We start from the raw sequence: 18,229 nt of genomic DNA, 5'->3' as shown, positions 1-18,229 counted from the left end.
ATATTGTTTGGTGCACGGTTTCTCTTGTGAGCGACTAGTGCAGTATCAACAATTTTTATTTTATTTCATTTAAGCTTATTATAAAGCCAATAGGAATAAATAAATCCATATATTCCGGTGATAGCTATGGCTGTCATATCTATAATAAATGCCGGCTTATCCGGTATAAATATGCTAAGCATCATAATGATGCCTGCCGCTACCCACAGCGGCCCCGAAACCCGATGTGTCTTATTCCAGACTTCTTCACTCGCCAGAGTCCAGGGTGTCCTTATACCGAAAGTATAATTAAACCTCACTTTGCCGAAATAATTGCCTATAAATACCCATAAAATTCCCACAGATAACATGACAACTTTCCCTATAGGCACCGGTATCCCCAAGGCAAATAAAATTGATGTCAAATATAACACTATCATAACCAATACTATTAAAACCCTAAATCCTTCAAATACTCCCTTGAATTTTTTGTAATTGTCCGACCTTGGGTCTATCATAGGTGCTAAGGACATCAAAAGATAAAGTCCCAGGATAAGTGACGGGAAAAATATGATGAAGCTTTCCTTTGCCATATACCCATCCACTTCTCCCGCCATGTTCCAGTGATTTGGCACCATATCCGGCAGCTTATGATAAAGTATAAAACCGACTACATACAGCGTAAAAATTAAAATAATCATCCACCATTTTATTGGTAAGCGGAATCTTACTTTTTCGTTCATTTATAGCTACCCTCCTAATTTAGATATTTAGAAAAATATCTAACTATATTATAATCTATAATACAAAAAAATCAATATTGTTTCCTTTATAAAAACACGCCGCAAAATATACGGCGTGCCTAAACATCAAAATTAATGTGCTATATCTATACATACTATATTGCTATACAATATCAATATTGGGACAATAAGTGAATAATTCAAGCCTGACCCCATATATCTAATCGATAGTCTTTAAGATGTCCTGGGCTTTCTGGCATCCTCCGAGGTTCCAGTGGGCACAATTCTTGCAGGATTCAAATTGCACCAGGTATCTAGCGGGATATTTAATGCTGCCGCTTTTTTCATAATCTTCACAGCTTTTTGCTATAATAATAGTTTGTTCCGGACTCACACTTATCCCCTCCGATATTTTTTTGACACTATTATTATAGCACATTAATTTCATTTATGCTATACTATATTAAAAATTTTTTTATTTCCCCAGAAGGTCCTGGTGTAGTGAAAGAGATACTGCTGGGCAAATCCCGCCAGGTCGCCGAACCTTTTTTCTGCCAATTCTCGGAGTTTGTTGACGGGCATTTCCCGCCCATCGAAATAAAGGTGCTCCAGCACTCTTTTTATCCACACATCTACGGGAAAGGCATCGAATTTCCTCATGGAAAAGAGCAGGATGCAGTCAGCTACCTTCCTGCCCACTCCCGGAAACCTCATGAGCTGCTCCCGGGCTTCCTGTGTAGGAAGTTTATGCAGGCCGTACAAATCTATTTCTCCCCCCGCTACCATTCTGGCGGTTTTTGCGATGTATTTTGCCCTGAAACCGCACCGAGTCTTCCTTAATTCCTCTTCCGGCACCCTGGCCAGAACCTCGGGAGATGGGAAAGTGTAATAGGTCTTCCCTTGATATTCCAGGGGCTCGCCGTAAAACTCGCAGATTCTTGCGATGGTCTTTTTAATATTGTGTATGCTGTTGTTGGCTGAAATAATAAAAGACACGGTGGTCTCCCAGGGGTCCTGATGAAGGATGCGGTTGCCGCTGCAATATTTGACCGCCGGTTTTAGTTCCTCAAACCGGCATAAGCGGTTTTCTATTGAAGCATAATCCCTCTCCAGGTCGAAATAATCCCATATAAGGGTACTGATATTTTTGTCATTGAGAGAGGAACCGGCAATGACTTTGATAAAATCATCTTGTTGATACACCCTCATAACGTGGCGGCCCACCACTCCAATATATGAGTCATCCTGCTGCCGGTCCCACCGGAAAGCCTGACCTCCATCAGCCACAATCTCCAAATTAAAAGGATGTATGTTATCTATAATGAATGCCATAACTACCGCCGCAAACTAAGGCTTTTCTCCTCTCCATAATTTTTTACTATTTCTCCTGAGTCCGAGAACCGTCCCCTGACTCATATACCTATATATGAACCGTCTTCTTGCCTGTTCTACAAAAAAGACTGGCCGCCATCGAGCATTATCTCCAGATTAAAAGGGTATATGTCATTTATAGTGCTTTCCATAGATACGTCGTGAGTTCAGGCTTTCCTCCTCCACTTTTTTGAAAAAGACGAGCTTTATGGGCTCGTCTTTCATTTTGATTTAATATTTCTCCCAGTGGAGAACCTGGTTCAACTGCTTTTTCGGTCTTTCGGCGTTCTTGTCAGAGTATCCCAGTGCCACAAGAGAAACAAGCTCATATTTTTCCGGAACATTTAGCGCTTTTCTTACAGCGTCACTGTACTGTCTCCTGTATCCCGCCACCCAGCAGGAATCGATGCCGTAAGATTTGGCGGCGATGATGATGTTCTCGGTGGCGGCGGAGCCATCTTCCACCAGATGAGGATTGTCCTTTTCGCAGAACACCGCCACGCAGGCGGCGGCGCTCGCTATAAATTTACCGTAGGTCGCCAGGCCGGCCAGTTCCCTTTTTCTTCCCTCTTCGGTCACCACCACAAACAGCCACGGCTGGACGTTGTTGGCGCTGGGGGCCAGTCTCCCGCAGTCGATGATATCCTCCAGGATTTCCCTGGGTATTGGCTTTGAAAGGTAATCCCGGATGCTCCGGCGCTCCTTTAAAACCTTTACAACCTCGTTCATGGTATCACCCCTATTATATTTTTTTCACTCCGATGATTACCCTATGGTCGTTTAGGTTCCATTCCTGAGAGAAGCTGTCCTCCGGCGGCATGGTTTTTTGAGCCGACAGAGCCAGTGTATCGGTTTGAATCTCTCTGCCGAATTTTCCCATGACCTCATCAATAATCTCATCACCGGTATAGTAAAGATGAATCTTATCTTCTACCTCAAAGCCGGCTTCCTTCCTCATGTTCTGTATTTTGCTGGTCATCTCCCGGGCTATGCCCTCCAGCATAAGATCATGGGTAATGGTAGTATCCAGCACCACATAGTATCCGCCTTCACCTTCGGCGCAGAAACCTTCCTTATCCTGGGCTCGGACATCAAGTTCATTCTGGGCTATAGTGATTTTCTCGCCGTTTACATCAATTACTACCTGGCCTTCTTCCCGGGCCCTATTGATAAGGTCAATAGCATTAGCCTTTGCTATCTCTTTAGCAATGGCTGACATGAGCTTGCCGTATTTGGGCCCCAGGAGGTCAAACCTGGGCTTCACCGTATAGGTAAAATATTCTTCCGCCACGTGGATGTATTCGATTTCCTTTATATTTAACTCTTCCTTTATGACGTCCGAAAGGTCCGAAAGTAGTGCCTCATCCTCGGGATTTCGAAGCTGGACCATCATCTTTTGAAGGGGCTGTCTGTTCTTTATCTTGCCCTTGTTTCTGGCGGCCCGGCCCAGTTCCACTATCTTTCTGGCCAGTTCCATCTTGTGTTCCAGAGTTTTATCGATGAGCTTCTCCCTGACCACCGGATAGTCGCAGAGGTGCACGCTTTCCGGGGCGTCAGGATACGGCACCTTTACCAGATTTTGATAAAGCTCCTCGGTGATAAAGGGCACAAAGGGCGCCGATAACTTTATAAAATCCACCAGCGCTTCATACAGCGTGAGATATGCCGCTATCTTGTCATTGTCCATCTCGGATTTCCAGTAGCGCTCCCTGCAGCGGCGCACGTACCAGTTGCTAAGGTCATCCACAAAGTCTTCCAGGGTCCTGGCGGCACCGGTAATATTCAGGTCATTCATTTCTTCGCGGACTTTTTTATTCACACTGTTTACTCTGGACAATAGCCAGCGGTCCATTTCACTTCTTTGTTCAGGGGCGAGAGTGTATTTTTTCGGGTCGAAACCGTCGATATTGGCATACAGCACGAAGAAGGAGTACACATTCCACAGAGTCCCCAGGAATTTCCTCTGGGCTTCACTCACCGCATCTTGGTAGAACCTGCTGGGGCTCCACGGCGGGCTGGCCACATACAGATACCACCGCATGGCGTCGGCCCCCTGCTCGTTCAAGACCTTCCAGGGGTCCAGCACATTACCTTTGTGTTTGCTCATCTTCTGGCCGAATTCATCCAGCACGTGGCCCATGACCAGTACATTTTTGTACGGGGATTCATCAAAGAGCAGCGTGGAAATCACCAGAAGGCTGTAGAACCATCCCCTGGTCTGGTCGATGGCCTCGGCGATGAAGTCCGCCGGGAAGTGGCTTTTGAAGTAATCCTCATTTTCAAAGGGGTAATGATTTTGTGCAAAAGGCATGGAACCGGAATCAAACCAGCAGTCGATGACCTCCTGCACCCTCTTCATATCTCCACCGCAATCGGGGCATTTCAGCACCACTTCATCCACATAGGGTTTGTGCAGTTCGATATCCCCTATGGAGTTTTTGCTCATTTCTTTTAATTCCTTTATGCTGCCCACCGCATGCTGATGACCGCATTCTTTGCATATCCATATGTTAAGGGGTGTCCCCCAGTAGCGTTCACGGCTCAAGCACCAGTCTATGACATTTTCCAGGAAATTGCCAAAGCGTCCATCCCTGATGTGTTCGGGATGCCATCCTATCTTTTTGTTTACCTCCAGCAGCCTATCCCTGACAGCCGTAGTCTTTATGAACCAGCTGCTGCGCCCGTAGTAAAGAAGCGGAGTGTCGCAGCGCCAGCAGAAGGGGTAGCTATGCAGGTACTTCTGGGATTTATACAGAAGATTTCTCTGCTTTAAGTCTTTAATTATGCCCTTGTCTGCATCCTTTACAAACATGCCCGCCCACGGAGTTACCTCACCGGTAAATTTTCCCTGGGCATCCACGGGTTGCAGCACCGGCAGGCCGTATTTCTGGCCTACCCTGGAGTCGTCCTCACCGAAGGCGGGAGCGATATGAACTATTCCGGAGCCATCCTCCAGGGTTACAAAATCGGCGGTCACCACATAGTAGGCCCTTTCCTTTTCCTTCTCGAAGAAGGGAAATACGGGATTATATTTCATGGATGCCAGTTTCTCCCCGGGGAATTTTTCCAGCACTGTATATTCCCCATCCAGCACCTGAAGCCTTCTCTCGGCAAGAATCAGCTTTTCTCCGTTGTGTTCCACCTTTACATAGGTATAGTCATCTTTGACTGCCAGTGCCACGTTGGACGGAAGGGTCCACGGAGTGGTGGTCCATACCAGGAAATAGGTGTCATGCTCTCCCGCCACCGGAAATTTCACAAATACGGAAGGATCTTCCACCTCCTCGTACCCCTGAGCCACTTCGTGGCTGGAAAGGGATGTGCCGCAGCGGGGGCAGTAGGGGACCACCTTGTGGCCCCTATACAAAAGCCCTTTTTCCCATATCTTCTTTAACGCCCACCATACAGATTCTATATAGGTATTGTGGTATGTGACATAGGGATGGTCCATATCTATCCAGAAACCAACCCTTTCCGTCATTTTGCGCCATTCCTGCTCATAGGTGAAAACGCTGGCCTTGCACTTCTTGATAAAATCTTCAACACCATATTTCTCAATTTCCGGCTTCCCGCTGATGCCCAGCTGTTTTTCTACCTCGAGTTCTACGGGAAGGCCGTGTGTATCCCATCCTGCCTTCCTATCGACCCTATAGCCCAGCATGGTCCTGTAGCGGGGGATGAGGTCCTTGACCACCCGGGTCAGCACATGGCCCGCATGGGGCATGCCGTTGGCCGTGGGAGGCCCTTCGTAAAACACATAGTCCGGAGCATCCTTCCTGTTCTCGATGCTCTTTTTGAAAATGTCATTCTGCTTCCAGAAATCCAGTATCTTCTCCTCTATGGGAGCAAAGTTCATCGTGGGTTCTACTTTCTTGAACATACAAAACCTCCTAATTTGAGTATAAGACTATAAAATCACCTTAAATCTTGATGCGGCATCGTGCCCTATCCACATTACAAAGTCTTTGGGCTCTTAATTATGATATATAAATAAATAAAAAATCCCGCCCCCGAAGGGACGAGATTTACTCCCGCGTTACCACCCTGATAGATATAAAGCACGATGAGTCAGGGGATGAGTCAGGGGACGGTTCTCTTGACTCAAATATTTTTCCGCTTAAGCTAGATTTTTAAAACCATGCCATCGCTTTTACCGGCCTTATATCCTCTTAAATCTATAACGGCCTTTGCCGGCGGCATCTACTCCTTGCGTTTTGATGCCGCACTTCGGGGTGATCTTCGGCCTCCGGTATCCTGCCGGGCTTTCACCCTCCCCGGCTCGCTTTGAGGCTTTCCAGCGCCTACTGTCCCCATCATCGATTTGACCATATATTGCTATATACCACATAAACATATTCTAAATCATTATATTATCGTATTTTGTATGCATTGTCAATGTGCCGAAAACTCAATTGCGCTGCAATACAAACGTTTATTCTTCCGGTTTCTCCTCTTCATTATCATCAGCAGTTTTAATCAATTCACATACGGTGTTTACGGCATCTTCCGCTAATTCTACAGCTTTTACCGCAGTTTCTTTATTATATATTTTCGCAGGGATGCTGTCTGGAAGACCATTTGGATATCTGGTAGGAATATAATAGCCGTCTAATATGGACCATATTTTGCTTTTCTTACTCATACTTTTGTCATATTCACCGGCCTTTTGAGACAATGAGTTTACCGAATGTCCTATGACTATTGTTTCTCCTTTTGAGTATAAAAAAGCTTTAATGGCCTTTTCCGCCACTTGCTGGGATAAGAAACATGCAATGTGATATCCACCCTCTTCTGACAGCATTTTGGCCCATTTTAAATCTTCTTTTGCCTGTTCCAGCCATCTTTTGCCTTCTTCAATTCCGGACTTTCTCAAAAATAACTCTCCCTTCACAGACAGCCTTTTTAAAGAAAGCTTTCCCTTTTACGGTCTCCCATTCCCGTGGTGTATATACAAATATATCTGCCGCCACTTTAGGAACGATCCTTTGATATATGTAACCTGTGCGCTCAATAAAAGGCAAATCGCATTCCAATATAACAATAATATCCAGATCTGTAAAAAGATCTGCCCGATTTCTGGCATAAGAACCAAATAGAATTATCTTTTCGGCGCCCATTTTTTTCAATTCTTCGGTAATTCTATCAAGCTCACTTTCAAGTAGAACTTTATATCGTTTTTCTTCTAAATATATATCCATGGCATTTTCATCCCATTTTATTTTACTTTTTTCTTAATATTATCGCACTCGGGAAGTGTTGTCAATGTATCAAAAATTAGCACAGAAAATAATTCGGGTTATCGAAAAGGTCACGATAGGCCGCGGGTCTTTGACAGTTGAATAAGTATCGAAATCGTTAAAAGCCTTGAAAACAGGGCTTTTTTTATTAAAAAAAGTCAAATTTAGCCATGGAAATATTGCGTAATTTTGCGTAATGTGTTACAATAAAAGGGATGGGAGGTATTTCACTATGAGATTATGCGTATCAAGATCAAAGAATGCCGCATCCCTGTACATAACAAAATCTATATACGAAAACGGAAGACGTTCTACAAAGGTGGTTGAAAAGCTCGGTACTTATGCTGAACTTAAAGAGAAACTTGGTGGACAGGATCCCATTGAATGGGCGAAAAAATATATAGAAGAGCTTAACCAAAAAGAAAAGGAGGAAAACCGGGAGATCATCGTCAAGTACTCCCCATCCAAGGTAATTGCAAAGGGTGAGCAGCACTCTTTCAACGGCGGTTATCTTTTTCTTCAAAAGATATACCATGAACTTAAACTCAATAAGCTTTGCAAAGAAATATCTTTGAAATACAAATTCACGTTCAACCTGGACTCGGTACTTTCAAGACTTCTTTATGCAAGAATCATCTATCCCTCTTCAAAACTTGCAACCTTTCAACTTTCCACAAAATTTATCGAGCAACCTGATTTTGAACTCCAGCATATATACAGGGCCCTTGAGGTCATTGCCAAGGAGGCTGATTTGATACAGTCTTACCTGTACAAAAACAGTCTGAGAATTTCCAAGAGGAATACAGGTGTGCTGTATTACGACTGCACGAATTACTTCTTTGAAATCGAGCAGGAAGAGGGATTGAAACAATATGGTGTTTCAAAAGAACATAGACCAAATCCTATCGTACAGATGGGGTTGTTTATGGACGGAGATGGTGTCCCCCTTGCTTTTGTCATTAACAAAGGGAATATCAATGAGCAGTTGACTTTAAAGCCTCTGGAGGAAAAAATTCTATCCGACTTTAATCTTTCCAGGTTTATTGTATGTACTGATGCAGGACTGGCATCCGATAGCAACAGGAAATTCAATAATAAAGGCGAACGGGCATTTATTACAACACAGTCCATCAAAAAGCTGAAAGCACACCTGAGGGAATGGGCCCTTGACCCAAAGGGCTGGTCTCTGGCTGATAACGGTAGAACCTACAACATTGCTGAACTAGACGAAAACAAAGATAGGAACAAGGTGTTCTATAAAGAACGCTGGATAAAGGAAAACGGGTTAGAACAGAAACTCATTGTTACCTACTCTATTAAATATCGTGATTATCAGAGAAATATCCGAAACTCCCAGATAGAACGGGCACAAAAAGCAATTGATTCCAACCCTGGAAAAATAGAAAGATGCAACCCCAATGATTACAAAAGATTCATAGAAAAAAGCCACTGCACTGCTGAAGGAGAGGTTGCCGAACATGAAATATACCGCATCAACACCGAACTCATTTCTAAAGAAGCGCTATTTGACGGTTTCTATGCTGTGTGTACAAATCTTGAAGATGATGCTTCTTCAATCATCAATGTGAATAGAAGGCGATGGGAAATCGAAGAGTGCTTCCGGATTATGAAAAGCGAATTTAAAGCTAGACCGGTATACTTAAGCCGGGATGATAGAATAATGGCTCATTTTACGACCTGCTTCATTTCCTTAGTCATCTATAGACTCCTTGAAAAGAAGCTGAACGGAAAATATACATGTTATGAAATCATTAATGGATTAAGAGATATGAATTTCTTGGAAGTAAAAGGTGAGGGTTACATACCTGCTTACACAAGAACAGACTTTACAGATGATATACACGAAGCATTTGGTTTCCGTACGGATTATCAGATTGTCAGTAAAAGCCAGATGAAAAAAATTTTAAAATGTACGAAATCATAAATACATTACTCACTTTTTAATGAGAAAACAAAAGCTTGGGTCTCTCTATCTTCAAGGGTTCCCAAGCTTCTTCTTTTCTTCAACTGTCAAATGTGAGATATTATCGCACTCGGGAAGTGTTGTCAATGTATCGAAAATTAGCGCAGAAAATAATTCGGGTTATCGAAAAGGTCACGATAGGCCGGTATGCCGGCTAAAGACTCGGCACTTTTTACTGCCCTGACCACGGCTATTGCCGCTACCTCGGCTGCCAGGCTTCCTACTATGGAAATATCGCCGTCCACTTCTCCCGTAGCCATGCAGAAGATGGTGTCGCCGTCGTACATGGTATGCACCGGCCTTATGGTCCTGGCAAGGCCGTTGTGGGCCATGGATGCCACCTTGTTGGCCCCGGCTTTGGAAAGCCCGGCATTGGTGGCCACAACACCGATGGTGGTATTTCTCCCAAGGCCTCCTCCACCGGCGGCCCCATTTTTTATCAACTTCATAGTATCGGCAAAACAGGTTTTATCCTTGCTGAGGGCTCCGGCTATAATCCGTCCGGTATCAGGGTCCACCACATCCCCGAGACAATTTACTACAACTATGGCACCCACTATCAATTCGCCCGCTTTGATAGATGCGGTGCCTAAACCGCCCTTCATGGAAAATTTATCCCCTAGAAATTTTCCCACGGTAGCCCCTGCACCGGCCCCCACATTGCCCATGGCATCGTTTTTATCGGTAGCATTCAGGCATGCTTCATACCCCATATCAAGGTCCGGCCGTTTTTTCGGATTCCCTATGTTGAGGTCAAAGATGACCGCTCCAGACACGATAGGGACTTTTGCAACTCCCGTATCAAAACCGATGCCGCGCTCTTCAAGATAATGCATGACTCCCGATGCTCCGTCCAGACCAAAAGCGCTGCCACCGCTCAAATATATGGCGTGTATCTTTTCCACTAGATTTTGGGGCTTCAATAGGTCCGTTTCCCGGGTGCCAGGTGCTCCTCCCCGAACATCTGCGCCGGCCACTGCGCCTTTCTCACAGATGACTACAGTGCAGCCGGTAGCCGCGACCAGATCCTGAGCATGGCCTACCTTTATGCCTTTTACATCTGTTATACTATCCACTACATTCCCCCCCTTTTCGAAGTTCGAATTTCGAGGTTCGATTAATGATAAAGAATACGATTAAACTAAGCGGCGGCGATGACCCTTCTCGATGTTGGAAGTTCGAACGATGAGTCAGGAATTTCTCGAAAGCCTTTTAGAAGTTATAATTTCTAATGCTGAAGTGTCAGCCTTACGATTTCTTCAGCTATCTTGTAGTCAGGCAGCACCATGTCCACGCACCCGGTGTCGAAAGCTGCTTTGGGCATACCATAGACTATGGAAGTGGCTTCATCCTGAGCAAGCACTATGCCTCCTCTTGCCTTTATCTCTTTTACCCCGGCAGCCCCGTCTTTTCCCATTCCGGTAAAGACACAGCATAGCAGGTTTTTCTCATATCTTTCTGCAGCGGAAATAAAGAGCTTGTCTACTGCAGGCCTTACGCCATGAATGGGCGGCGATGTATCCAGTTTTATCCTTTCGCCTTCTACCAGCATATGATAGCCCCCTGGAGCTATGTAAACTTTCCCCGGATTTATTGGTTCCCCATCCTTTGCCTCCATCACCGAAAGAGGAGAGTTTATATCAAGCCTTTGTGCAAAGGCCTTTGTAAATCCGGCGGGCATGTGCTGCACCACGAACACCGGGACATTCAAATCTTTTGGAAAATGCGTGATGACATCATACAAAACCCTGGGTCCTCCTGTAGAAGCCCCCAGGGCTATGGCTTCAATCTTTACATCTTTGATAAACATTTTAGAGGACTCATTTATATCTTTATTATTTTGCTGCAGCTTTTTCTTTCGGACCACCGCATATCTTATCTTTTCCACCAGTTCATCCTTAATGTGGTCTATCTTCAGGTAATTAAAACCTGAAGGCTTCTGGACAAAGTCAAAAGCCCCTTTTGCCAGGGCTTCCACGGTAATGGAGGAGCCCTGGGCAGTAAGCCCACTGAGCATTATCACCTGAAAGCATTCATTTATCCTCATTATCTCTTCCAATGCTTCCAGGCCGTTTTTATGCGGCATCTCCACATCCATAGTGATTACATCGGGCCTTGATTCCCGAACTTTTTCAACGGCCTCCCTGCCATCTTTTGCAGTATCTATTACTTTCATGTCGCTTTCGCTATTTATCACGTCTGAAATAAATTTCCTCATGAAGGCCGAATCATCGACCACCAGCACCCTTATTTTTTCAAACATATTAAGTGCCTCCATTACTATATTTAACTATTGTTTTGTGTGTTTAATTGATTTTATCATGGCCGGCAATCTTTCTTCAACGGTAGCAACATTAAACACAACTCTATAATATTTATATGACTTCATAAATAAAATTTTATAGCATCAATTAATTATGTCAACTTTTTGCATGGGGACATCAGTTGTTGGGTTCGTTTTCCCATTGCAGATAATATTAACCGTGCAGGAGTGATTTCAGTGTTGACAAGGGTTTTCAGAGAATTTCTTTTACCCTTTTGCACAGCCCTGGGAGTGGTGCTGGGAGGAGCAATAATAGGAAGCATTTCATCTTTAATTACTTTCGGCTCTCCCCTGGAAACCATGCATACCCTGGCCAAGGAAATCCGCATCTGGGCACTGGTGGTAGCCATCGGCGGCACCTTTTCCACCATCAGGATAATAGAGTCCGGAATATTTGGAGGTCAGGTAATTGCCCTGTTCCGGCAGCTGGTGGTTATTGGCGGTGCCTTTTGCGGCTCCTACCTGGGTTATTGGATTATCATGACGCTGATGGAGGCTAAAGAACTATGAATTTGAGCAGGGGCTTTAAAGTGGTATCAGCATCGGTCATGCTGGGTTTTGTCGCAGGAGCCAGCCTTATGGCTCTGCTCTATTCGGTCAGAATGGATAAAATATTTTTGGAAAGGACCAGGCTAAGTATAGAACTCGAGAAACAATCGGAAGAACTTGATAGACTTAAAAAAAATTTATCCCAAAAAAGATGGAGCGTGATAAATGATATTACACTGCACCTGAGCAGTACCGAAAAAGATGAACACGCTCTATTGAAAACAAAACAGCTTTGTATGGATATCCTGAAAGACCTCATCGGTAAAAACCTGGATAAGACCGACCCTATGCTGGTATACCATATGTTGAATAGCCGAAGCTTCAATGTAAATGATACCACCTACGTGGTAAAGGTTGACTTTATTATTATGGCCGAACACCTGGAAGTTTTTGCTACTGCCGTTAAAAAATAGCTCTCAAGGCTTTAAATCAATTTTTATCGCTTTTTAACCTCTGTAGATATTGCTTTTTCTCCCTGAATTTTTTCTCTTCCCCTTCCCCCGTCGGAGCATAATATATCCTTTCCTTGAGGTTTTCCGGCAGGCATTCCATGTCTGCTATTTTGTTTTCAAAGTCATGGGCATATTTATATCCATCGCCATATCCCAGTTCCTTCATAAGCCTTGTGGGGGCGTTTCTGATGTGGAGGGGGACTGGCTCCGCTAAAGTATCCAGGGCATCTTTTTTGGCGGCATTGTAGCCCACGTAGAGGGCATTGGATTTGGGCGCCAGTGCTAAATATACCGCCGCCTGAGCGAGATTGACACCGCACTCGGGCATGCCTATAAAATGAGCCGCCTGATAGGCTGCCACTGCCTGCTCTAAAGCCCCGGGATCTGCGAGGCCGACGTCTTCGGAGGCAAAGCGTATCATTCTCCTTGCCACATAGAGGGGATCTTCCCCTGCCTCCAGCATCCGGGCAAGCCAGTACACGGCGGCATCACTGTCGCTATTTCTCATGGATTTATGGAAGGCGGAAATAAGATTATAATGCTCCTCTCCCTTTTTATCATAAAGCAGGGTCTTTTTCTGCAAGGCCTCTTCCAGGACCTGTTCCGTTATATAGAGGGTTCCATCTTCAGCTGACGGACAGCTAAGGGCTGCCAGCTCCAACGTGTTCAGGGCTACCCGTGCATCGCCGTTGGCGAAACTTGCAATTTTATATAAAACATCATCTTCCGTTTTGATTTTGAGCTTGCCCAGGCCTCTGTCCTTGTCCGCCACCGCTCTTTTTAGCAGTACCATCAGATCATCAGGGGTAAGGGGATTCATCACAAAGACCTTGGAGCGAGAAAGTAAGGCTGAGTTCAGCTCAAAGGAAGGATTTTCGGTGGTGGCACCGATGAGGATGATGTCCCCCTTTTCCACATAGGGTAAAAAGGCATCCTGCTGGGATTTGTTGAAGCGGTGGATCTCATCGATAAAGAGCAGTGTCCGGCTCCCATAGCGCTTTCGCTCCTCGGCCTGTTTCATTACATCTCTTATCTCCTTTATGCCCGACAGCACGGCGCTGAAAGTCTCAAAATGGGCATGGGTCTTTTCTGCTATGATCCTGGCCAGAGTGGTCTTGCCCACTCCCGGCGGTCCCCAGAGGATCATGGAAGTAATACTGTCGCTTTCTATGAGCCTTCTTAAAACCTTGCCGGGCCCCAGGATATGGTTTTGGCCTACAAATTCCTCAAGATTCCTGGGTCTCATCCTGTCAGCCAGGGGGGAATTTTTTTTGATACTACTATCAAAAATCGAGCTTTGCTCCATGAATACCACACCTTTTAGTACTTTATGTCAAAATCGTTATATTTTCCTTTATATTCGCCCCAGGTTACATCCATGTCATCCACCTGGGCCCAACGAAGGCCTGTCCTGATGTAATCAATAAGGGCCATTATATCTTTTTCCTCTCCCTCGGTTTTTATCTCGACACTGCCGTCGGAAAGGTTTTTAACATATCCTGTAAGGGAAAGAGCTGTAGCTTTCCTGTATGTCGAATATCTCATGCCCACTCCCTGCACAATGCCGTACACTCGAATATGAGCAAATTTCTTCATGGAATCGCTCCTTTACATAAGTCAGAGTGAGATTTTGGAGGCGGAAAATTTTATTAAAGAAAGTTAGACATGTTTCTATCTACAAATATATGTTGCAATTCTATCTCAAAGCCCGGTAAAATCAGGGATTTAATATTTCCTTCATCCTCTGCCTTTTGTACCAATTCAAAGGTACCATCCTTATTTTTATATACTTCAATGGATTTTTCCATGGGGTCTACAATCCAATATTCTTTCACCCCATGCTTGGCATAAGTCCTGGCTTTTCTTCGCAAATCATAATATGCGGTGGAAGGGGATAATATCTCCATCACCAGGTCCGGTGCACCTTTTATCCTGTCTTCGATGATATTTAGCCTTTCTTTGGAAATATAAATTATATCCGGCTGGTAGGTTTCCTTTTCTTCAAAATAAACATCTAAAGGAGCGTGAAATACCAGGCCCAAGTTACTTTTTTCTACAAAGTCGATAAGTCTTTTTTCAATCCTTGACGAAATGTATTGGTGAAAAGGAGTTGGTGAAGGAGTCATTATGAGTTTACCCCCTATTAACTGATATGGAGCACCTTCCGGCAGCTTTGCATAGTCTTCATATGTATAAAACTCTTTGCCCGGAATATTTATCTCATTTTTCATACTGAGCCGCCTCCTGTCTGGATTTTTCTTAAGACTATTATAACAATATTTTCCGATATAAATCAATAAAATATGACCCGGACCTGATTTTAAAAGGGCTCACTTTGTTGTGCCAGCGGTGAGTCAAAGAACCGTCACGTTGACTCAGAAGAAGGATTTTATATTTTCGTTATAGAATTATTACATTGCAAGATTAAAATGTCAATTTACAGGTGTCAGGGCACAACGCTTTCATCAAAAGTAACTTTTTACACATAATTTTTCGGGAGGCAGTAATATGGAATTTATCGATTTGAGGAGCGATACCGTCACATTACCCACCCAGGAGATGCGGGAGGCCATGTATAAGGCCGAGGTAGGAGATGATGTTTACGGAGAAGATCCCACCATCAATAAGCTGGAAGAAATGGCAGCCGATATGCTGGGCAAGGAAGACGCCATGTTTGTCACCAGCGGCACCCAGGGGAATCAGGTCTGTGTGATGACCCATACCAGGCCGGGAGAAGAGATTATTCTGGAGGAAAAGTGCCATATTATAACCTATGAAGTGGGAGGTTTAGGATATCTCTCCGGCGTGCAGGCAAGGCTGATAAAGGGCAAACACGGGGCCATGAACCCTGAAGATATAGAAGCAGCCATCCGGGAAGACGATATCCATCAGCCCAGGACCAGTCTTATCTGCGTAGAAAACACCCATAACCGGGCCGGCGGCACGGTGATCCCCATGGACATCCTTCGGAGGACATACGAACTGGCCCATGAGCACGGGATTTCGGTGCACATGGACGGTGCCAGGATATTTAATGCTGCCACATATCTCAAGGTGCCCGTAAAGGAAATCGCAAAATACGCCGATTCGGTGATGTTCTGCCTATCCAAGGGGCTTTGCGCTCCGGTGGGCTCTATCGTGGTGGGTAGTAAAGAATTTATAAGCCGGGCTCGCAAGTTCCGCAAAATGATGGGTGGAGGCCTTCGCCAGGCCGGGTTTCTGGCAGCGGCGGGCATTGTAGCGCTGGAAAAAATGACAAAAAGATTGCAAGAAGACCACGACAACGCCCGTCTCCTGGCTGAAGGCCTCAACACCATACCGGGAATTAAGATAGACATGGATACAGTACAAACAAATATTGTCATCTGTGATATCGGCGGCCTCAATATGACAGGCAGCGAGCTTTCCCGCAGGCTTTTTGAAAAGGGCATCAGAGTCAACGGCGGAAACAGCCCCAGTGTAAGATTTGTCACCCATCACGGTATAGAAAAGCAGGATGTGGAAAAGGCTATAGAGGCTGTAAAACTAATAGCAAAGGAGTAAAACCTTTTGATCCCAACAGAAAATAGTATGAACCGAAATTATGGCAAATGGTTTTTAACAAAGGTGAAAAAAGCCATTATAGATTATAAAATGATAGATAGTGGTGACAGGATTGCGGTGGGATTATCGGGAGGAAAGGATTCTTCCGCCCTTTTGTTTATACTGGATGCGGTGAGAATATATTCACCTTTCCGTTTTGACATGGTGGCGGTATCTATTGACCTGGGCTGGGGCATGGACTATTCACCGCTTAAAAAATATTGCAATGAACTCCGGGTTCCTCTTGAGATTATTGAGACAAATATTGGTCCCCTGGTGTTCGATGTGAGGAAGGAATCTAACCCCTGTTCCCTTTGTTCTAAGATGCGCCGGGGAGCGCTGGACAATGCCGCCATAAATCTCGGCTGCAACAAGGTAGCCCTGGCCCATCATGCCGACGATATAATGGAGACGCTTTTTTTAAACCTCATCTTTACCGGAAGGTTTGCAACTTTCGAACCGACGACCTATCTTTCCCGCAAAAACCTTACATTAATCCGACCGCTCATTTATCTTGATGAAAGGACCATAAAAACTATAGTGAGCGCTAAAAATTTGCCTGTCATCGAAAGCCCGTGCCCTGTATCGGGAACCACTATGAGAGTTGAAATGAAAGCTCTACTGGACCGCATGGAAAAAATTTTCCCCAAAGCCCGGCCCAATATCCTGGCAGCCATGAAACGCAAGAATTTCTTTAGTACTATGCTACAGGAATAACTTCCGCACTATGTAGACCGATGCTACGAAGCTTGCGAAATCTGCAAAGAGGCCCACGGGTATGGAATATCGTGGATTACGAATACCCACCGAACCGAAATATACTGCTATGATGTAAAATGTGGTATCGGTACTTCCTATAAGGGTCGACCCTAGCCTTCCTATAAAGGAATCGGGGCCATATTTATCGAATATTTCCAGCAACATGCCAAGAGCTGCTGGCCCCGAGAGACTTCTCACAATGGACAAGAAGAGCACTTCGGTGGGAGCCTTGATTATCGAGAGGATGGGCGAAAAAAGGCCCACAAGTATATCAATAGCTCCCGATTCTCGAAAAATCCCCACCGCCACATATATGCCGACGAGATACGGAATAAGCTTTATAGCCATCATAAATCCATCTTTAGCTCCCTCTACAAAGATCTCAAATATGTCTACTTTTTTTATGTGAGCATATATAAAAACCACAAATATCATGAAGGGAATGACCAAGGGCGCAGCGGTTTCCAGCATTTCGGTGATCATAATAATTACCTCCCAAAAGTGTCGAGAAAATCCATAGCCGTAGAAAATACTTTATCGAAGGAAATATCGTAATGCATCATTTTTTATGGTTAATCACTCTCATAACATAATCCCCTACAATGGCGGCTAATGTAGAACATGCGGTGGCAAACAGCACGGCCCCCACTATCTCCGAGGGATTTTTGGACCCCGCCGAGGCCCTTAGAGCTACCAATGTGGCAGGAACAATGGTAACGCTGGAGGTGTTGATGGCCAGGAAAGTGCACATGGCCTCGGTGGCGGTGTCGGGTTTTTCATTTAATGTCTGCAGTTCCTGCATAGCCTTAAGTCCAAAGGGCGTGGCAGCGCTACCGAAGCCCAGCATGTTGGCGGAAAGGTTCATCAATATGCATCCCAACGCCGGATGACCTTTGGGTATTGATGGAAAAAGCCACCGGAAAAAGGGAGCTATGGCTCTACTCATGATATCAATAAGTCCTGCCTTTTCGGCCACCCGAGCGATACCGAGCCAGAGGCTTATGACGGCGATGAGACTGATAGCCCTTTCCACCGCTCCCTCCGCCGATGTTACCGCCGCATTTACGATAACATCTACTCTACCGTTTATAGCCGCAACAAAAATACCGCTCAGGATAAGAAATGAAAATACATAGTTCATATGTGGCATCTCCTTTTCAATAAAGGTAGTGTCAAAAGAGGGTAAACCAGATTTAATCAACTTTGGGGCCTAACCCAAAGTTGACCCCAGTCTGACTTTAGACTTCCGG

General features: G+C 44.9%; 19 protein-coding genes and 1 other annotated feature. Of the genes, 5 read left to right on the top strand and 14 right to left on the bottom strand.

What is annotated here, in order from left to right; translation table 11 throughout:
* Positions 1 to 65: 65 nt before the first annotated feature.
* From D2962_RS04070 to D2962_RS04045, 7 genes are all read right to left on the bottom strand, one after another.
* A complete protein-coding gene (locus D2962_RS04070) occupies positions 66 to 722 on the bottom strand; it encodes an SdpI family protein (RefSeq protein ID WP_120765317.1) in 657 nt (218 codons plus the stop codon).
* Between the two features lie 220 nt (positions 723 to 942).
* The gene (locus tag D2962_RS17430; RefSeq protein ID WP_162991094.1) at positions 943 to 1,116 is read right to left on the bottom strand and encodes a hypothetical protein; all 174 of its coding nucleotides are present in this window, start codon (positions 1,114 to 1,116) and stop codon (positions 943 to 945) included.
* 59 nt (positions 1,117 to 1,175) lie between these two features.
* Positions 1,176 to 2,054 carry a DNA-3-methyladenine glycosylase family protein gene (locus D2962_RS04065; protein WP_122014214.1) on the bottom strand — a complete coding sequence of 293 codons (879 nt, stop codon included), beginning with the start codon at positions 2,052 to 2,054 and terminating at the stop codon, positions 1,176 to 1,178.
* 270 nt (positions 2,055 to 2,324) lie between these two features.
* Entirely contained in the window at positions 2,325 to 2,822 is a 498-nt protein-coding gene (locus D2962_RS04060; protein WP_120765320.1) for a nitroreductase family protein, read from the bottom strand.
* Positions 2,823 to 2,835: 13 nt separating this feature from the next.
* On the bottom strand, positions 2,836 to 5,973 hold the full coding sequence (gene ileS / locus D2962_RS04055; protein ID WP_122014213.1) for an isoleucine--tRNA ligase: 3,138 nt from the start codon (positions 5,971 to 5,973) through the stop codon (positions 2,836 to 2,838).
* A gap of 131 nt (positions 5,974 to 6,104) precedes the next feature.
* Positions 6,105 to 6,419, bottom strand: a binding site (T-box leader).
* Positions 6,420 to 6,525: 106 nt separating this feature from the next.
* Positions 6,526 to 6,966, bottom strand: coding sequence for a HEPN domain-containing protein (locus tag D2962_RS04050; RefSeq protein ID WP_122014212.1), 441 nt, complete (start codon positions 6,964 to 6,966; stop codon positions 6,526 to 6,528).
* A complete protein-coding gene (locus D2962_RS04045) occupies positions 6,947 to 7,291 on the bottom strand; it encodes a nucleotidyltransferase domain-containing protein (RefSeq protein WP_120765322.1) in 345 nt (114 codons plus the stop codon). The genes D2962_RS04050 and D2962_RS04045 overlap by 20 nt, the downstream gene beginning before the upstream one ends.
* 271 nt (positions 7,292 to 7,562) lie before the next feature.
* Between D2962_RS04045 and D2962_RS04040 the strand changes: the two genes are divergently transcribed.
* On the top strand, positions 7,563 to 9,275 hold the full coding sequence (locus tag D2962_RS04040; protein ID WP_122014211.1) for an IS1634 family transposase: 1,713 nt from the start codon (positions 7,563 to 7,565) through the stop codon (positions 9,273 to 9,275).
* Positions 9,276 to 9,412: 137 nt separating this feature from the next.
* On the opposite strand, the gene D2962_RS04035 is transcribed toward D2962_RS04040, so the two are convergent.
* Complete coding sequence (locus tag D2962_RS04035; RefSeq protein ID WP_245984888.1) at positions 9,413 to 10,390, bottom strand: P1 family peptidase; 978 nt, start codon at positions 10,388 to 10,390, stop codon at positions 9,413 to 9,415.
* Between the two features lie 152 nt (positions 10,391 to 10,542).
* Positions 10,543 to 11,577 carry a protein-glutamate methylesterase/protein-glutamine glutaminase gene (locus D2962_RS04030; RefSeq protein WP_120765324.1) on the bottom strand — a complete coding sequence of 345 codons (1,035 nt, stop codon included), beginning with the start codon at positions 11,575 to 11,577 and terminating at the stop codon, positions 10,543 to 10,545.
* A gap of 237 nt (positions 11,578 to 11,814) precedes the next feature.
* Between D2962_RS04030 and D2962_RS04025 the strand changes: the two genes are divergently transcribed.
* Complete coding sequence (locus D2962_RS04025; RefSeq protein WP_222927673.1) at positions 11,815 to 12,147, top strand: YtrH family sporulation protein; 333 nt, start codon at positions 11,815 to 11,817, stop codon at positions 12,145 to 12,147.
* A complete protein-coding gene (locus tag D2962_RS04020) occupies positions 12,144 to 12,599 on the top strand; it encodes a sporulation membrane protein YtrI (RefSeq protein ID WP_120765325.1) in 456 nt (151 codons plus the stop codon). The genes D2962_RS04025 and D2962_RS04020 overlap by 4 nt, the downstream gene beginning before the upstream one ends.
* A 16-nt stretch (positions 12,600 to 12,615) precedes the next feature.
* Here the strand turns inward: D2962_RS04020 and D2962_RS04015 are convergent, their stop codons facing one another.
* The 3 genes from D2962_RS04015 to D2962_RS04005 are packed head-to-tail and all read right to left on the bottom strand — an operon-like array spanning position 12,616 to position 14,869.
* Positions 12,616 to 13,944, bottom strand: coding sequence for a replication-associated recombination protein A (locus D2962_RS04015; protein ID WP_122014210.1), 1,329 nt, complete (start codon positions 13,942 to 13,944; stop codon positions 12,616 to 12,618).
* A 14-nt stretch (positions 13,945 to 13,958) separates the two neighbouring features.
* A complete protein-coding gene (locus D2962_RS04010) occupies positions 13,959 to 14,234 on the bottom strand; it encodes an acylphosphatase (RefSeq protein WP_120765327.1) in 276 nt (91 codons plus the stop codon).
* 53 nt (positions 14,235 to 14,287) lie between these two features.
* Positions 14,288 to 14,869 carry a Uma2 family endonuclease gene (locus D2962_RS04005; RefSeq protein ID WP_122014209.1) on the bottom strand — a complete coding sequence of 194 codons (582 nt, stop codon included), beginning with the start codon at positions 14,867 to 14,869 and terminating at the stop codon, positions 14,288 to 14,290.
* A 277-nt stretch (positions 14,870 to 15,146) separates the two neighbouring features.
* Between D2962_RS04005 and ltaE the strand changes: the two genes are divergently transcribed.
* Complete coding sequence (gene ltaE, locus D2962_RS04000; protein WP_120765329.1) at positions 15,147 to 16,181, top strand: low-specificity L-threonine aldolase; 1,035 nt, start codon at positions 15,147 to 15,149, stop codon at positions 16,179 to 16,181.
* A 6-nt stretch (positions 16,182 to 16,187) separates the two neighbouring features.
* Positions 16,188 to 16,937 (top strand): tRNA lysidine(34) synthetase, encoded by a 750-nt coding sequence (locus tag D2962_RS03995; RefSeq protein WP_245984887.1) that lies wholly within the window; start codon positions 16,188 to 16,190, stop codon positions 16,935 to 16,937.
* Here the strand turns inward: D2962_RS03995 and D2962_RS03990 are convergent.
* Together D2962_RS03990 and D2962_RS03985 are read right to left on the bottom strand one after the other, a co-directional pair.
* The gene (locus tag D2962_RS03990; RefSeq protein ID WP_120765330.1) at positions 16,926 to 17,462 is read right to left on the bottom strand and encodes a spore maturation protein; all 537 of its coding nucleotides are present in this window, start codon (positions 17,460 to 17,462) and stop codon (positions 16,926 to 16,928) included. The two genes, D2962_RS03995 and D2962_RS03990, sit on opposite strands and share 12 nt — an antisense overlap.
* 76 nt (positions 17,463 to 17,538) lie before the next feature.
* Positions 17,539 to 18,120: a nucleoside recognition domain-containing protein gene (locus D2962_RS03985; RefSeq protein WP_120765331.1), complete on the bottom strand. Its 582-nt coding sequence runs from the start codon at positions 18,118 to 18,120 to the stop codon at positions 17,539 to 17,541.
* Between the last annotated feature and the right edge of the window lie 109 nt (positions 18,121 to 18,229).

The sequence above is a fragment of the Biomaibacter acetigenes genome, from assembly GCF_003691585.1.
GTDB classification, from domain to species: domain Bacteria; phylum Bacillota; class Thermosediminibacteria; order Thermosediminibacterales; family Tepidanaerobacteraceae; genus Biomaibacter; species Biomaibacter acetigenes.
This window is presented reverse-complemented; position numbering and strand designations above follow the sequence as displayed.

What these genes read in the sequence shown, in the direction of transcription:
- D2962_RS04070 (WP_120765317.1), bottom strand. Translation starts at nt 722, where the DNA reads ATGAACGAAAAAGTAAGATTCCGCTTACCAATAAAATGGTGGATGATT.
- D2962_RS04065 (WP_122014214.1), bottom strand. Translation starts at nt 2,054, where the DNA reads ATGGCATTCATTATAGATAACATACATCCTTTTAATTTGGAGATTGTG.
- D2962_RS04060 (WP_120765320.1), bottom strand. Translation starts at nt 2,822, where the DNA reads ATGAACGAGGTTGTAAAGGTTTTAAAGGAGCGCCGGAGCATCCGGGAT.
- ileS (WP_122014213.1), bottom strand. Translation starts at nt 5,973, where the DNA reads ATGTTCAAGAAAGTAGAACCCACGATGAACTTTGCTCCCATAGAGGAG.
- D2962_RS04045 (WP_120765322.1), bottom strand. Translation starts at nt 7,291, where the DNA reads ATGGATATATATTTAGAAGAAAAACGATATAAAGTTCTACTTGAAAGT.
- D2962_RS04040 (WP_122014211.1), top strand. Translation starts at nt 7,563, where the DNA reads ATGAGATTATGCGTATCAAGATCAAAGAATGCCGCATCCCTGTACATA.
- D2962_RS04030 (WP_120765324.1), bottom strand. Translation starts at nt 11,577, where the DNA reads ATGTTTGAAAAAATAAGGGTGCTGGTGGTCGATGATTCGGCCTTCATG.
- D2962_RS04020 (WP_120765325.1), top strand. Translation starts at nt 12,144, where the DNA reads ATGAATTTGAGCAGGGGCTTTAAAGTGGTATCAGCATCGGTCATGCTG.
- D2962_RS04015 (WP_122014210.1), bottom strand. Translation starts at nt 13,944, where the DNA reads ATGGAGCAAAGCTCGATTTTTGATAGTAGTATCAAAAAAAATTCCCCC.
- D2962_RS04010 (WP_120765327.1), bottom strand. Translation starts at nt 14,234, where the DNA reads ATGAAGAAATTTGCTCATATTCGAGTGTACGGCATTGTGCAGGGAGTG.
- D2962_RS04005 (WP_122014209.1), bottom strand. Translation starts at nt 14,869, where the DNA reads ATGAAAAATGAGATAAATATTCCGGGCAAAGAGTTTTATACATATGAA.
- ltaE (WP_120765329.1), top strand. Translation starts at nt 15,147, where the DNA reads ATGGAATTTATCGATTTGAGGAGCGATACCGTCACATTACCCACCCAG.
- D2962_RS03990 (WP_120765330.1), bottom strand. Translation starts at nt 17,462, where the DNA reads ATGATCACCGAAATGCTGGAAACCGCTGCGCCCTTGGTCATTCCCTTC.
- D2962_RS03985 (WP_120765331.1), bottom strand. Translation starts at nt 18,120, where the DNA reads ATGAACTATGTATTTTCATTTCTTATCCTGAGCGGTATTTTTGTTGCG.